Annotated in this window: 12 protein-coding genes and 1 pseudogene; 5 read left to right on the top strand and 8 right to left on the bottom strand. The window is 59.1% G+C overall.

The window, feature by feature from the left end; translation table 11 throughout:
• Nucleotides 1-125 precede the first annotated feature (125 nt).
• Complete coding sequence (locus tag V0R60_RS06385; protein ID WP_330078940.1) at nucleotides 126-1,568, top strand: DUF2235 domain-containing protein; 1,443 nt, start codon at nucleotides 126-128, stop codon at nucleotides 1,566-1,568.
• 4 nt (nucleotides 1,569-1,572) lie between these two features.
• On the opposite strand, the gene V0R60_RS06380 is transcribed toward V0R60_RS06385, so the two are convergent.
• The 3 genes from V0R60_RS06380 to V0R60_RS06370 are packed head-to-tail and all read right to left on the bottom strand — an operon-like array spanning nucleotide 1,573 to nucleotide 4,227.
• Nucleotides 1,573-2,166 carry a TetR/AcrR family transcriptional regulator gene (locus tag V0R60_RS06380; protein ID WP_330078941.1) on the bottom strand — a complete coding sequence of 198 codons (594 nt, stop codon included), beginning with the start codon at nucleotides 2,164-2,166 and terminating at the stop codon, nucleotides 1,573-1,575.
• Nucleotides 2,167-2,177: 11 nt separating this feature from the next.
• Nucleotides 2,178-3,026 (bottom strand): 3-hydroxybutyryl-CoA dehydrogenase, encoded by an 849-nt coding sequence (locus V0R60_RS06375; protein WP_136475715.1) that lies wholly within the window; start codon nucleotides 3,024-3,026, stop codon nucleotides 2,178-2,180.
• Between the two features lie 16 nt (nucleotides 3,027-3,042).
• Nucleotides 3,043-4,227 (bottom strand): acetyl-CoA C-acyltransferase family protein, encoded by a 1,185-nt coding sequence (locus V0R60_RS06370; RefSeq protein WP_136475716.1) that lies wholly within the window; start codon nucleotides 4,225-4,227, stop codon nucleotides 3,043-3,045.
• Nucleotides 4,228-4,395: 168 nt separating this feature from the next.
• Between V0R60_RS06370 and V0R60_RS06365 the strand changes: the two genes are divergently transcribed.
• Entirely contained in the window at nucleotides 4,396-5,409 is a 1,014-nt protein-coding gene (locus V0R60_RS06365; RefSeq protein ID WP_330078942.1) for an AraC family transcriptional regulator, read from the top strand.
• Here the strand turns inward: V0R60_RS06365 and V0R60_RS06360 are convergent.
• Entirely contained in the window at nucleotides 5,386-6,288 is a 903-nt protein-coding gene (locus V0R60_RS06360) for a dihydrodipicolinate synthase family protein (RefSeq protein ID WP_136475718.1), read from the bottom strand. The genes V0R60_RS06365 and V0R60_RS06360 overlap by 24 nt on opposite strands.
• Before the next feature lie 37 nt (nucleotides 6,289-6,325).
• Nucleotides 6,326-7,108: an aldolase gene (locus tag V0R60_RS06355; protein ID WP_136475719.1), complete on the bottom strand. Its 783-nt coding sequence runs from the start codon at nucleotides 7,106-7,108 to the stop codon at nucleotides 6,326-6,328.
• 160 nt (nucleotides 7,109-7,268) lie between these two features.
• Here V0R60_RS06355 and V0R60_RS06350 point away from each other — a divergent pair, with 160 nt between their 5' ends.
• A complete protein-coding gene (locus V0R60_RS06350) occupies nucleotides 7,269-7,811 on the top strand; it encodes a helix-turn-helix domain-containing protein (protein ID WP_136475720.1) in 543 nt (180 codons plus the stop codon).
• A gap of 5 nt (nucleotides 7,812-7,816) precedes the next feature.
• On the top strand, nucleotides 7,817-8,605 hold the full coding sequence (locus V0R60_RS06345; protein WP_136475721.1) for an AraC family transcriptional regulator: 789 nt from the start codon (nucleotides 7,817-7,819) through the stop codon (nucleotides 8,603-8,605).
• Here V0R60_RS06345 and V0R60_RS06340 read toward each other — a convergent pair.
• Nucleotides 8,591-9,178, bottom strand: a complete 588-nt coding sequence (locus tag V0R60_RS06340) for a LysE family translocator (protein ID WP_330078943.1) — start codon at nucleotides 9,176-9,178, stop codon at nucleotides 8,591-8,593. The two genes, V0R60_RS06345 and V0R60_RS06340, sit on opposite strands and share 15 nt — an antisense overlap.
• Nucleotides 9,179-9,466: 288 nt before the next feature.
• On the opposite strand from V0R60_RS06340, the gene V0R60_RS06335 reads away from it, so the two are divergent.
• Entirely contained in the window at nucleotides 9,467-11,038 is a 1,572-nt protein-coding gene (locus V0R60_RS06335) for a TerC family protein (RefSeq protein ID WP_330078944.1), read from the top strand.
• Here V0R60_RS06335 and rarD read toward each other — a convergent pair.
• Both rarD and V0R60_RS06325 read right to left on the bottom strand, forming a co-directional pair.
• The gene (gene rarD, locus V0R60_RS06330; protein WP_330078945.1) at nucleotides 11,001-11,888 is read right to left on the bottom strand and encodes an EamA family transporter RarD; all 888 of its coding nucleotides are present in this window, start codon (nucleotides 11,886-11,888) and stop codon (nucleotides 11,001-11,003) included. The two genes, V0R60_RS06335 and rarD, sit on opposite strands and share 38 nt — an antisense overlap.
• A gap of 36 nt (nucleotides 11,889-11,924) precedes the next feature.
• A pseudogene (locus V0R60_RS06325) lies at nucleotides 11,925-13,501 on the bottom strand (EAL domain-containing protein).
• Nucleotides 13,502-13,556: the final 55 nt, after the last annotated feature.

The raw sequence follows: 13,556 nt of genomic DNA, 5'->3' as shown, positions 1-13,556 counted from the left end.
ACGTCAACGCTTTACCTCAGGCGCGCGCAGACGGTTCCGACGAGATCTGCTGCGCCTAGCTGATATTCCCGCTGCCTGTGAAGGCGTGTGATGACTTCCCGGTATTCATCACAGGGAGTATTCACATGCCTACTAGTGCGGCAAAGGAAAGCACTGTTCTGTGTCTACGCGTAGGCGTATTTTTTGACGGCACGGGTAATAATCTGCACAACAGCGAGCTGGTAGCAGCCTGCATGGGGCCTGATAGCAATTTGGCAAGCGCGCCGCTTGCGTTACGCGAGCACTGCGCAAAATATGGCTACGATGGTCGCGGGAGTGTACCGACCGACAGCTATGGCACTGCTAAAACCAATATCGCCAAGTTGTATGAACTGTATCGGGACCAGGCCGCTGAGCAGGTGAAAGACGGTCAGACAACCGCGAGCCTGAAGGTGTACGTCGAGGGAATCGGCACACAGGCGGGTGAGAAGGACTCGAGCCTGAGCATGATGACCGGGCGCTACGGCTCTGGTGTGATTGCCCGAGCGCAACAGGCGCCGGCCGCGGTCATTGAGCAAGTAAGGCGCTGGTCGGCCAGTAACCCCGGGACAAGCGCTCAACGCATCGAATTCGACATCTTCGGTTTCAGCCGTGGAGCAGCAGCGGCTCGGCATTTTGCCAATGATTTGGGCAAAGGCGCCGGCAGTGCGTTGGCGCAGCTCTGGCCGAGGTCAGAGGCGTTGCTGCCAGAGAATTTCGACTGGCAGTCGACACAATTCCTGGCAATCAATTTCATCGGTTTGTACGACTCTGTCGCAGCGATCATCTCGGTACTGGAAGGTAATCTCAGCCCAGCCAATGCTCAATACTCTGGCGTCGAAATGAAGCTCAGGCCGACTGCTGCCCGAAAGATCGTGCAACTGGTGGCACGGGACGAACAGCGCAAAAACTTTCCGTTGACCCAGACAGACAACGATATCGTGGTGCCAGGCGCGCACTCCGATGTTGGCGGCGGTTATTTACCTGAAGCTTTGGAGACCGTGGTACTGACGCGGCCTATCAGCAGCACCGAGCCTGCCAGCCTGGAAAATGGAAAAAGTCAGGCCTGCAAGAAGGCCCAGCTTTGTCTGGAACGTGATCAGCACACCTGGCAGTCGCTGAATCTACAGTTGGAGGTCTGTACTCAGGTGGACGCATTGCAACCTGCCAAACGTGATACACCTGCCGAGAAACGTGTGATTGCGTTTGTGCAAGGCAAGCGCCGAGTGGCTGGTGATCTGGCACTGATTTACCTGCGAATCATGCACAGGCTGAGTGTTGATCAGAATGTGCCGTTCGAAGCACTGGACGAGCAGCGCATGGCATTGCCACCCGCATTGCAGGTAATCGCCGACAAGCTGATGCAGCACGCGCAGGGGCAGCAGGCGACTTCTCCGTTGAATGAATGTGAAGAAGCGCTGTTGCGCAAACGCTACATACATCTGTCCAGCCATTGGGGCACGCAAGGTGCAGCGCGTGAGGCCATTGATGCGATTTACCTCAACCGCCCCCATGAAAATGGCCAGCGCAGCATCTATCCCAATGAGTAGACACTCAAACCATCGACGTGAGGCTTTCACCGCGCAGCGTACGCTCGATCCCACCCAACACCATGCTTTCCATCAGCGCCAGCCCTTGGGCCTGGGGCAGCTGTGAAGCCTGCAACCAACTGGGTACGCTGTTGAGCAGATTGGCAATGACATGGGCCGTTGCCACCAGCGCCTGGCCACCCAAGGTAGCCTTGGGCACGATCATGCGCAGCAGAGCCGTTTCATACTGTTGGCGCAGTTGACCGATGCGCGCCTGCTGATCCGGGCTCAGGCAGCATTGGTCGCGTTCAGCGAGGCGAAACTGCAAGGGGCGCTCGGCGTGTAGCGCCCAGTGTGCAGCGATTACTTCAGAGAGCGTTTGCTGATGAGCACGACGCCCCTTGTTGAGGGTCGCAAGCAATTCCTCATACAGCTCTTCGATCAGATCGTAGAGCAGGTCCTGCTTGCTGGGGAAGTGGTGGTACAGCGACCCCGCCGTCAAGCCCAGGTGGCTGGCCAGTTCGCGCATGCTCACCTGGCCAAAACCCTTCTCGGCGAACAGCGCCAGAGCCCGGTCACGCCGCTCTTCGAAATTCGTACAACGCAAAGCGGCGTCCATCGACTTGCTCCTCAGTAGGTGAAGAAACCACGACCGCTCTTGCGCCCCAGGTAGCCGGCGGCAACCATTTCCTTGAGCAGGGGTGCAGGGCGGTATTTGCTGTCGCTATAGCCTTCGTGAAAGGCCTCGAGAATGGCCAGCAGGGTGTCCAGGCCGATCAGATCCGCCAGGGCCAGTGGGCCAATTGGCTGGTTGCAGCCAAGGCGCATGCCGATGTCGATGTCTTCGGCACTGGCCAGGCCTTCCTGCAGCACGAAGATCGCCTCATTGATCATCGGCACCAGGATACGGTTGACCACGAAGCCTGGACGGTTGCCGGCGCTGATAGGCGTCTTGCCGACCCGCTCGGTCAGGGCCATGGCCGTGGCGTGGGTGGCATCGTTGGTTTGCAGGCCGCGAATAATCTCGACCAAGGCCATCATCGGCACCGGGTTGAAGAAATGCACACCGATAAAGCGCTCGGGATGGCTGACCGCCGCGCCCAACTGAGTGATCGACAGCGACGACGTGTTGGTTGCAATCACGCACTCACTGCTGACGCTAGTGGCAATCTGCTGGAGAATGCGCACTTTCAGTTCGAGGTTCTCGGTGGCCGCCTCGATCACCATTTGTGCCTGCTGCAACTGGGTGTAGTCGGTGCTGGTGCGGATCCGCGCGACAGCCGCCTCGGCGAGGTCGGCGGCCAGAACCTGCTTGCTGACCTGACGCTCCAGGTTTTTACGCAAGGTGGCCAGGCCGCGCTCCAGCGCGGCGTCGGAAACATCGATCAAGGTAACCTGGTAACCGGCCACTGCACAGACTTGGGCAATGCCATTGCCCATGGTGCCAGCGCCGATCACCGCAATATGTTCAATACTCACGTTCAGAGCTCCTTGTTCAGACGCGCTCGAAGACCACGGCGATGCCTTGGCCGCCTCCGATGCACATGGTTGCCAGTGCATAGCGGCCTTCGATGCGTTGCAGTTCGTGGATGGCCTTGGTCGCGATGATTGCGCCGGTAGCACCCACTGGGTGGCCCAGGGAAATGCCGGAACCGTTGGGGTTGACCTTCTCGGGATCAAAGCCCAGCTCTGCCGCCACGGCGCAGGCTTGGGCAGCAAAGGCTTCGTTGGATTCGATCACGTCCAGGTCGGCGATTTGCAGGCCGGCTTTTTCCAGGGCCTTGCGCGTGGCTGGGACCGGGCCAAGGCCCATCAGCTCAGGTTCTACGCCAGCGTGGGCATAGCTGACCAGGCGGGCGAGGGGCTTGAGGCCGTGGCGTTTGACGAAGTCGCCAGTGGCCAGGACCAGGGCGCCGGCGCCGTCGTTCAGGCCGCTGGCGTTGCCGGCGGTGACCGTGCCGTCCTTCTTGAAGGCTGCCTTCATGCCGGCCAGCTGTTCAGCGGTGACTTCGCCGCGCACGTGCTCGTCGATTTCAAAACGCACGGTGCCTTTACGGCCAGGAATGTCGATAGGCACGATCTGGCTGTCGAAACGGCCTTCGGCAATGGCGCGGGCGGCGCGTTGCTGGCTGACCAATGCCAGGTCGTCCTGCATCTGGCGGGTGATGCCGTTACGCTCGGCAACGTTTTCGGCAGTGATGCCCATATGGAAACCGGCGAAAGGATCGTGGAGAACACCGAGCATGTAGTCCACGCCCTTCAGATCACCCATGCGCGCACCCCAGCGAGCTTGTGGCAGCAGGTAAGGGCCACGGCTCATGGATTCGGCACCGGCAGCCACCACCGCCTCGGCGTCACCGAGCAGCAGGCTTTGGGCAGCCGATACAATGGCCTGCAGACCCGAACCACACAGGCGGTTGACGTTGAAGGCCGGGGTTTCCTTGGGAATGCCGGCATTCATCGCCGCAACGCGGGCCAGATAGGCATCGCGTGCCTCGGTTGGAATCACCGTACCCATTACCACGTGGCCGATTTGCTCAGGTGCCACACCGGCGCGCTCGATGGCCGCGCGAGTTACGCTGCTGGCCAGGTCAGCCAGGGGAAGGTCCTTGAGGGAACCGCCAAAACTGCCAATGGCTGAACGAACGGCGCTGACTACGTAGATTTCCGGGGTGTTCATGATCGACTCCAGTATGCGAATACATGGCGGGACGGTGGCAGGCTCTGACAGAATGCACATCACGCCAGGTTCAGGTTGCCATTGAGTCTAGGCAAAGCCTTTCACCGGGCCTATGCCATAACTGTTCACTGAAACTGGTATTTTTTGCCATACCTTGCGGAATCCGCCATGCGGGAAAACGATACAGTCGCGGTTTACTTCGTCCATAGCATGTTGCACGCCCTGCGCGACCAACCGCAGCGCGCGTCAGCTTTGCTGCGCGAGGCCGGCATCGATCCGGGCGTGCTCGAGGTCGCCGGTGCGCGCGTTTCGGCCACGGCTTTCACCCGGCTCTGGCTGATTCTGATCCAGGCCCTGGACGATGAGTTCTTCAGCCTCGATAGCCATGGCATGCCGATGGGCAGTTTCGCCCTGATCTGTCGCGGCCTGATCCAGGAGCCCAACCTGGAAAAGGCCCTGCGTCAGTGCCTGGTGTACTTCGGTCTGTTTTTGCGCGATGTGAGCGCGAGCCTGTCGATCAAGGGCGGGCGGGCGGTAATAAGCCTACAGTCACGCATCGAAGACCCATCGACTCGGGTGTATGCCGAGGAAACCTTCTTCGCCCTGGTAATCAGCTTGATGTGCTGGTTGGGCGGACAACGCCTGGTCATCGACCGCACTGCGCTGACGGATAAAAGGCCGTCCCAGGACGACGATCTGTTGCTTTGGGGCCCCAATCTGCAATTGGGGGCAGGGGTAAGTGAAATCGAGTTTGCCGCTGACTACCTGCGTTTGCCGGTCATTCAGGACCTGGCCGGGCTCAAGACGTTTTTACGCAGTGCGCCACAATGGCTGGTAATTCGCTATCGCAACCAGAATGGTCTGGTGGCTCAGGTCTACCGTTACTTGCGCGAGCGCGATCAGGGGCAGTGGCCCACCCTGGTGGCCATGGCCAAACGCCAGGGGCTGAGTGCCAGCAGCTTCCGCCGGCAGTTGGAACGCGAGGGGCGTTCGTTCCAGCAGATAAAGGATGAAGTACGTCGGGCAATGGCCTTTGAGTGCTTGCGTGAAACCGATATGAGCATTGCCGAAATAGCCGAACGCACCGGGTTCCAGGAGCCCAGTGCGTTTCATCGTGCGTTCAAGAAGTGGACCGGTGAAAGTCCCGGGAGCTATCGCTTACGCATGGCGGTCAGGGGTTAGCAGGTTGGCCATAAGCTGGCGCAGGTGATCCTTACCGGCCTGGTTAAGGGCGAACACCGGACGACGAGGTTCGCCTACTGGCAAACCGTCGATGGCCAACCCGGCTTTGACGGTGGCAGGCAGGCCGGCCTTGAGGATGAAGTCCAGCAGCGGCAATTGACGGTAGAACACTGTTTTGGCGGTTTCCAGGTCGTTGGCCACCACCGCTTTGTACAGCGACTGGTTGAGTTCGGGAATCAGGTTGGCCGCCGCTGTACACCAGCCGCTGGCACCGGCAATGAATGCTTCCAGGGCCATAGGGTTGCAACCGTTGTAGAACGGCACTTTACCTTCACCGAGCAATTGCAGCTTGTGCATACGCTGAATGTCGCCGGTACTCTCCTTGACCATGGTTACATTCTCGACCTCCCGCACGATGCGCAAGATCAGCTCAACCGACATGTCGGTACCGCTGGTGGCAGGGTTGTTGTAGAGCATGATTGGAATGTTGATGCTGGCACCGATGGCCTGATAGTGCGCGAAGATCTCCGCCTCGCTGAGTTTCCAGTAGGCCGTTGGCAAGACCATGACCGCATCGGCGCCATGAGCCTGGGCGAAGCGCGCACGGCGGATGGCGCCAGCGGTGGTGAGGTCGGAGACGCTGACAATGGTCGGCACTCTGCCGGCAATGTGCGCAAGGCTGAATTCGGTGGCCTGGTCCCATTCCTGATCGCTCAGGTAGGCGCCTTCACCGGTGCTGCCCAGGGGCGCGATGGCATGCACGCCACCTGCAATCAAGCGATCGATGGACAGCCCCAGGGCCGCGAGGTCAAGGTGCTGACCGTCGCTGGTGAAAGGCGTAATGGTGTAGCCGATAATGCCGTGGAATTGAGTAGTCATGAACAGTGCTCCGCAAGAAAGGCAAAAGGACAAGCAATCAGCTCAGGCAGTCGGCATGTGCCCGCAGGCACTGCCGCGCATAATAGTTAAAGGCTGCGCTGTGGCGTTTCGGGCGTGAGATCCAGTCATGGGCTTCACGGCCCAGGGCTGGCTCGATGGGTTTGACTTCACCAGCGGCCATCGCCAGCAATTGCAGCTTGGCCGCACGCTCGATCAACTGGGCGATGACACAAGCTTCCTCGATACTTGCCCCGGTCGATAATTGACCGTGGTGCGAAAGCACAATGGCGCGCTTGTCACCCAGTGCGGCGCTGATGATTTCACCTTCCTCGTTACCCACCGGCACCCCGGGCCAGGCCTGAAGAAAAGCGCAGTCTTCGTAGAGCGGGCACAGATCCATGTGCGAAACCTGCAGCGGCACCTCGAGCATCGATAAGGCAGCCACATGAGTGGGGTGGGTGTGAATGATGCAGTTCACATCGGGGCGCGCGCGGTACACCCAACTGTGAAAGCGGTTGGCCGGGTTAGGCATCCCGTGGCCTTCGAGTACTTCCAGGTCTTCATTGACCAGCAGCAAGTTGCTGGCGGTGATCTCGTCGAAGCCGAGTCCCAGTTGCTGGGTGTAGAACGTGCCAGGCTGTGGTCCGCGGGTGCTGATTTGCCCGGCCAGGCCCGAGTCATGACCGTTGTCGAAGAGAATTCGACACGTCAGGGCCAGCTTTTCCCGTGCAGTCCACGTATTATCGGCAAGCGAGCCTTGCATCTGTGTAAGGGCCTGCTTTATCAGCTGGTCCTTGGGCAGTGCCAAAGTCTTGGCCATAGGGATATCCTCGATGGTGTAGAGAAAATGTCAGGCTGGCCCGCCCCGGCTACTTGGAAGGTGAAGGGGCGGTTAAGCGCATGACACAAAAAAGGATAAATGACACAATGTGTCATTAGCAAGTAAAAGCTTGCCCGTGGCATTGGGAAAATTGCAGCGCATGTCTATCCGATTGAAATTGTTGAGAAAAAAATTGGGAATTACCTTGGAGGTGTTGGCCGAAAAGTCCGGCATGACCAAGAGCTATTTGTCCAAGGTTGAGCGTGGCCTGAATACGCCCTCCATTGCCGCAGCCTTGAAGTTGGCGCGGGCGCTGAGTGTCAATGTCGAAGAATTGTTTGCCGAAGATTCGCCTGGGCAGGCGCGTTTCAGCCTGGTTCGTAGCGGCGAGCGTCAAGCGCTGTCAGGAAGTGCCCAGGGGCCAGGTTACGCAGTGCTGGCCAACCATATTGGTAGCCGCAGTTTGCTGCCTTTCATCATCAGCCCGCCGTCTGATTTCAGCGATTCCACCTTCAAGGAGCACCTTGGGGAAGAATTCCTGTTTGTTCACGAAGGCCAGGTTGAAGTGGATTTCATGAGCGAGCGGGTCATCCTCGAACGTGGTGACGCGCTTTATTTCAATGCCCAGACACCGCATCGGCTGCGCTCGCTAGGCGAGGTACAGGCACAGTTGCTGGTGGTTGTGCATGACGCTGAAGGTTGATACCGATGGGCAGTCATTCGCGATTCTGGCGTGACCCGGCGCTGCCATTCATCGAAGCGCGCAGCGTCGATGATGGGCGCAAAGTCTGCTATGCGCCGCATTCCCACCAGAGCTTTTCCATCGGCGCGATCACCCGTGGCCGCAGCACCTATGTGAACGGTGACGGCCGTCAGCAGGTAGCTGAAGGCACCGTTGTACTGATGAACCCAGGAGCAGTACACGCGTGCAACCCGATTGATGGTGAGCCATGGTCCTACCTCATGCTGTACGTGGACCTGCCATGGTTGCAGGCATTGGGCTTCCAGCCGTTGGAAGTGTCTAGCAGTGACTCGCCACGGCTGTTCCAGAACCTCTGCGAACTTCACGCGCTGTTGGAAGACGAACAAGTAAGCAGCACCAGCAAGCTTGCGGCCTTGCGTATTTTCTTCAGTGAGTTGATCGAGCGGTTGCCTTGCGGGCATCGCGCTGATCATCAGGTCAACAAGCGCTTGCTGGCGGCTGCAGCCTTCGTTCGCGAACATTGCACTGAGCCGCTTCGACTGCAGGACATCGGTGATGCCGTCGGCCTGTCCAGCTCGTACTTGATTCGGGCGTTCAAGCAACACTTTGGCTTGACGCCACACGGTTACCTGCTCGATCAGCGGGTCCAGTATGCCCGGGCACGGTTACGCTGCGGCGCCGTCATTGCTGAAGTAGCCCTGGAAGCCGGCTTTGCCGATCAGGCACACCTGCAACGGGCCTTCAAGCGCCACCTGGCGGCAACGCCCGGGCACTACCGATCAGCCCACCAGTAGATACACGGCACTGGCCAGCAACAGCGCTGCCAGCACGCGGTTGAACACGCGTACCCTGCCTGGATTGCTCAGGTACTGGCTGATTACACTTCCAGCCCAGGCCCAACTGGCAATGGATGCGTAGCAAATTGCAAAGTAGATCCCGGTGAACTGCCAGAGCAGGCCGGTTTCGCCTTCGCCGACAAACGCCCCGACACCCGCTACACAGGCCAGCCAGGCCTTGGGATTGAGCCATTGCAAGGTGGCGCCGGCGAGCATCGAAGGTGCCGCAGCTGCGTCACTGTCGGCCAACTCGCCACGGTCGCTGGCCAGTTTCCAGGCCATGTACAGCAAAAACACTACGCCGCCTGCATGCAGCACCTGGGTCAACGCTGGCCAGTGGCGCAGCAACTGATGCAGGCCCAGGCCAATCAGCAACAGCAGCAGGCTGAACCCCAGGGTGGCCCCGGTGACATGTCGCAGACTGGCGCGTAAACCATGGCGGGCGCCACTGCCTAGGGCGACAATGTTGACCGGGCCAGGGGAGATGGAGGAGGCCAGCGCAAAAGCGGCCATGGATAGCATCAGGCTCATCAGTGTGTCTTCCGCAAATAAGGTCGACGCAGTGTGCAGGCTTGGTCGTCGCGGATATTGAAGAAAACTACCCTCGTGGAGGCATCGGTGATGCGCGCGGGAAAGTTTTACAGAATTTGAAATAGTTTTGCGCTGTGAGAAAACCCTGCTGGAATTGTAGGATCTCCTCCCCAATTGATATTAGGTTGTTATGACTTCGTTTTCGGAGCCCCCCAGTACCTGGCCATCTCGGCCATCCTTCCGTCCTTGTGACGTTTCTTCCCTGTTCACCTCGATGAGTACCTACCCATGGAATGGCTAGCCGACCCCACGGCCTGGCTGGGCCTTGCCACGCTGATTGTGCTGGAACTGGTACTGGGTATCGACAACCTGGTGTTCATTGCCATCCTTGCCGACAAGCTGCCACCGCATCAGCGCGACCGTGCGCGGGTCATTGGCCTGTCGCTGGCGTTGATCATGCGCCTGGGCCTGCTGGCCAGTATTTCCTGGATGGTGACCCTGACCGCGCCGCTGTTCGAGGTATTCGACAAGAGCTTCTCCGGTCGTGACCTGATCATGCTCTTCGGTGGTGTGTTCCTGTTGTTCAAGGCCACCATGGAGTTGCACGAACGTCTCGAAGGTCATGTGGCGCAAACCAATGGCAATACACGCCACTCTGCGTTCTGGCCGATCGTGGCGCAGATCGTGGTGCTGGACGCGGTGTTCTCGCTGGACGCTGTGATCACTGCCGTGGGCATGGTTGAACACTTGTCGATCATGATGATCGCGGTGATCTTCTCCATTGGTATCATGATCGTCGCCAGCAAGCCGTTGACGCGCTTTGTCAACAGTCACCCGACCGTGATCATGCTGTGTTTGGGCTTTCTGATGATGATCGGCTTCAGCCTTACCGCTGAAGGCCTGGGCTTCCACATTCCTAAGGGCTACTTGTACGCGGCGATCGGTTTCTCGATTGCGGTGGAGGTGTTCAACCAGTTGGCTCGTGCTGGTCGCAAGCGCAGCCTGCAGCGACACCAGCCGCTGCGTGAGCGCACAGCCCATGCTGTGCTGCGCTTGTTGGGCGGGCGGCGCGTCGAGGCGGACGAAGTGGGTGAGGATATCGCCGATCTGGTCGGCGACGGTGAAGAGCACGTGCTGTTCGATCGTCGCGAGCGGGTCATGATCAGCGGTGTACTGAACCTTGCCGAGCGTCCGATCAAGACCGTGATGACCGTGCGGGCCGAGGTCGATACGGTTGATCTGGCGCAATCGGCCGAGGAGATTCGCAAAGCGCTGATGCATTCGTCCTACTCGCGCCTGCCGCTGATTCGCGACGGCCGCATAGATGAACCGCTGGGCTTTGTGCACAAGAAGGAACTGCTCAAGGAACTGCTGGCCGGTAACGAGCCCGATCTGGAGAGCCTGGTGCGTGCTCCGTTGAACCTGCTGGAAAGCTTCAGCATTCTCAACGCCTTGGAGCAGATGCGCAGCAAGTCGACCCATATTGCGTTCGTGGTCAATGAATTCGGTGACTTCACCGGCATCCTGACCATGACCGATATCCTTGAGTCGATCGCCGGTGAGTTGCCCGATGCCAGCGAGGTGGAGGGACCTGGAATTGTCGAGGACGGGCAGGGCTTTGTCGTCAGTGGCGCCTTGAACCTCAGTCAGATCCAGGCGCGCACCGGTTTCGTTGCCAAACCCACCGAGGACTACCAGACCCTTGCGGGCTTGGTGATGAGTCTGTTGGACCGTTTGCCTGTGGTAGGCGACCGCCTGGAGTGGAACGGCTGGCAGATGACCGTTGTTGCGGTTGAGGAACGCCGGGTTCGCGAGGTGCGCCTCACGCCGAACGACGCTGCTGGCGCAGCAAGTGCTTGATGCCTTCAAGGATCAGCACCAGCACCGCCAGCCAGATCGGCAGGTAAGTCAGCCACTGGTCGGGACCGATGGTCTCGCCCAGTAGCAACGCCACAGCGACCAGCAACACCGGCTCGACATAACTGAGCAAGCCGAACAAGCTGAACGCCAGCATTCGGCTTGCCAGTACGTAGCAGATCAGCGCCATCGCACTGATCACTCCCAAGAGCGGAATCAGCCAATACAATCCAGGGTGCTCGATCAGGTCCCGGGCACTCAGCGGGCCTTGGACGACGAAGTACAGTGCCGCTGGCAGTAGTAGAAACATGTCCGCCCAGAGGCCACCCAGATGGTCGGTACGGCATTTGCGCCGCAAGACGAAATACAACGGGTAGCCGATGGCGACCAACAGGGTTTCCCAAGCGAAACTACCATGCTGGTACAGTTCGTGACCCACCCCGGTTGCAGCGCATGCCACGGCCAGTTTTTGCAGGCGCGAAAGGCGCTCGCCGTAGACCACTCGACCGGTCAGGACCATGGTCAGCGGCAAGAGAAAATACCCCAGTGACACTTCCAGGCTACGCCCGTGCAGCGGTGCCCAGAGAAACAGCCACAGCTGCACCCCCACCAACGCTGACGTACCTATTTGTCCCAGTAACAGCAGCGGTTTTTCCCGCATGCGCCTGAGCAGTCCGGTCACCAGTTGCCAGTCTTTGCTCAACAGCAGGAACAGGGTCAGGCAGGGAAGGGTCAGCAATGTGCGCCAGCCAAAGACTTCTTCACCGTCAAGCGGCGTCAGCAGGGATGTGTAGAAATACATCACGGCGAACAAACAAGACGCCATGACTGATGAAACGATGCCTTTGAACACGAGGGCCTCTGAAGTAGGAAAAAGAAAGGCGCTTAACTATCCAGCGTCAGCGTCCGGTTGTCCGTGACTGACCCCAGGTCTTGTGCCTGCAAGGCCTGGATGAACGCCTCGGCCGACATGGGTCGGGCAAACAGGTAGCCTTGCTGGAAGTCGACGTTGTGCCGGGCCAGGTAGTCACGTTGCGCTTCGGTCTCAACGCCCTCAGCAACAATCCCCAGGCCCAGTTTGCTCGAGAGCTCAATGATACTGTCGAGGATATGCAGCGACAGCGCATCGCCGCCGATCATGGCCACAAAGCTCTGGTCGATTTTCAGATAGTCAACCTGAAACTGGCGCAGATAGGCCAGGCTGGATTGACCGGTACCAAAATCATCGACCGCAATCATTACACCCAGCTCATGAAGCCCGGCGAACAAGGCATGGGTGACGTCGCTTGGCGCAACCAGCTTGCGTTCTGTCAGCTCCAGGGTCAGGCGCACGCGGTCGTTGGGAAACGCCGCCAGGAATTGACGGCAATCGTCCAGCAGCGCCATGTCCTGGCAGTGGTCAGCGGTGATGTTGATGCCAATGTGAAAGCCGTCCTCCATGAATTCGGCATGCGGGGCCAGCAACTGGGCCGTACGCTGGAACAGTTGGCGAGTCATGGGCACGATCTGCCCGCTGTGTTCTGCATAGGGAATGAATAGGTCCGGACGCACCAAGCCTTCATGAGGGTGCTGCCAGCGCATCAGGACCTCGACACCGGCCCAGCGGTAATCGCTGCTGCGCACCACTGGCTGAAAAAAAGGCACGAATTCATTGGCTTCAATTGCGCGTTGCAATTCGGCACGAGGCGAACTGGCCCGGCGCAGTTGCCAGTAACAGGTTGCACCGGCTATGGCGCCGAGTATTACCAGCAGCAGGAACATGGCCAGGTACTCGCTGCGCATCTGTCGAGCAACCTTGCCCTCGCTGAATCCGCTATGAATAGAGAAGGGGTAGCGCGTTGAGACAAACTCGGTGGCTGCGACCTCTGGCTGTGGAACGACGCCGGACTGAACCTTTCCAGCGCGGTCCAGCCAGTGTTGGCCGACTTGCAGAATGAGGTAATTGTCATTGCCGAGCAGATAAAGCGCCCCGATCAGATGATCACCATCGACGGTAACAACAGCTGCCCGCTCGCCTTCAGTCATGCGGTACACCAGTAGGGGGTGTCCAGGGGTTACCGAGTTTCCGTCCATCAGCCAGAGTTTGCCGGCTACGTAGTCGCTGGGGTCGACCCGTTCACTGTGAGGGCCGAACAGTGAACTGCAGTACAGTTCACCGCGGTATTCAAGGTTGGTGGAGCGAACAAAGGCGCGCCGGGTTACCTGGTCGCGCAGGGCGAGCTTCTCATTGACGCAAGGTTGCCCCGCCAATGGCAGCAGGTCGTTAGCGGCCTTGGCTAGATTATCGAGAATGCGCTCTATCTGATTGCCGACTCGTTGCGCCGTGGCTTGGCTATGGTTGTGCAGTTCCCGCTCGGATTGCCACTGCATGATTAATAGGCCGCAGAGGACAGGCATCAACCCCACCAGCCATGGCAGCACATGGCGCCAGAAGCGTAGGGGGTGATGTTTTACCGAAAAGGGCATGGCGACTAACCTTAAAAGATGGAGCTGTGCAGAGGATAGCCGTCCGTCGGCGCTT

Origin of the sequence: Pseudomonas auratipiscis (genome assembly GCF_036324085.1) — a bacterium.
Lineage (GTDB): Bacteria > Pseudomonadota > Gammaproteobacteria > Pseudomonadales > Pseudomonadaceae > Aquipseudomonas > Aquipseudomonas auratipiscis.
Note: the sequence above shows the minus strand (reverse complement) of the source record. Positions and strands in the feature narration are given on the sequence as shown.

Excerpts from the sequence above, each read along its gene's own strand:
- V0R60_RS06385 (WP_330078940.1), top strand. The coding sequence starts at position 126 with ATGCCTACTAGTGCGGCAAAGGAAAGCACTGTTCTGTGTCTACGCGTA.
- V0R60_RS06380 (WP_330078941.1), bottom strand. The coding sequence starts at position 2,166 with ATGGACGCCGCTTTGCGTTGTACGAATTTCGAAGAGCGGCGTGACCGG.
- V0R60_RS06370 (WP_136475716.1), bottom strand. The coding sequence starts at position 4,227 with ATGAACACCCCGGAAATCTACGTAGTCAGCGCCGTTCGTTCAGCCATT.
- V0R60_RS06365 (WP_330078942.1), top strand. The coding sequence starts at position 4,396 with ATGCGGGAAAACGATACAGTCGCGGTTTACTTCGTCCATAGCATGTTG.
- V0R60_RS06360 (WP_136475718.1), bottom strand. The coding sequence starts at position 6,288 with ATGACTACTCAATTCCACGGCATTATCGGCTACACCATTACGCCTTTC.
- V0R60_RS06355 (WP_136475719.1), bottom strand. The coding sequence starts at position 7,108 with ATGGCCAAGACTTTGGCACTGCCCAAGGACCAGCTGATAAAGCAGGCC.
- V0R60_RS06350 (WP_136475720.1), top strand. The coding sequence starts at position 7,269 with ATGTCTATCCGATTGAAATTGTTGAGAAAAAAATTGGGAATTACCTTG.
- V0R60_RS06345 (WP_136475721.1), top strand. The coding sequence starts at position 7,817 with ATGGGCAGTCATTCGCGATTCTGGCGTGACCCGGCGCTGCCATTCATC.
- V0R60_RS06340 (WP_330078943.1), bottom strand. The coding sequence starts at position 9,178 with ATGAGCCTGATGCTATCCATGGCCGCTTTTGCGCTGGCCTCCTCCATC.
- V0R60_RS06335 (WP_330078944.1), top strand. The coding sequence starts at position 9,467 with ATGGAATGGCTAGCCGACCCCACGGCCTGGCTGGGCCTTGCCACGCTG.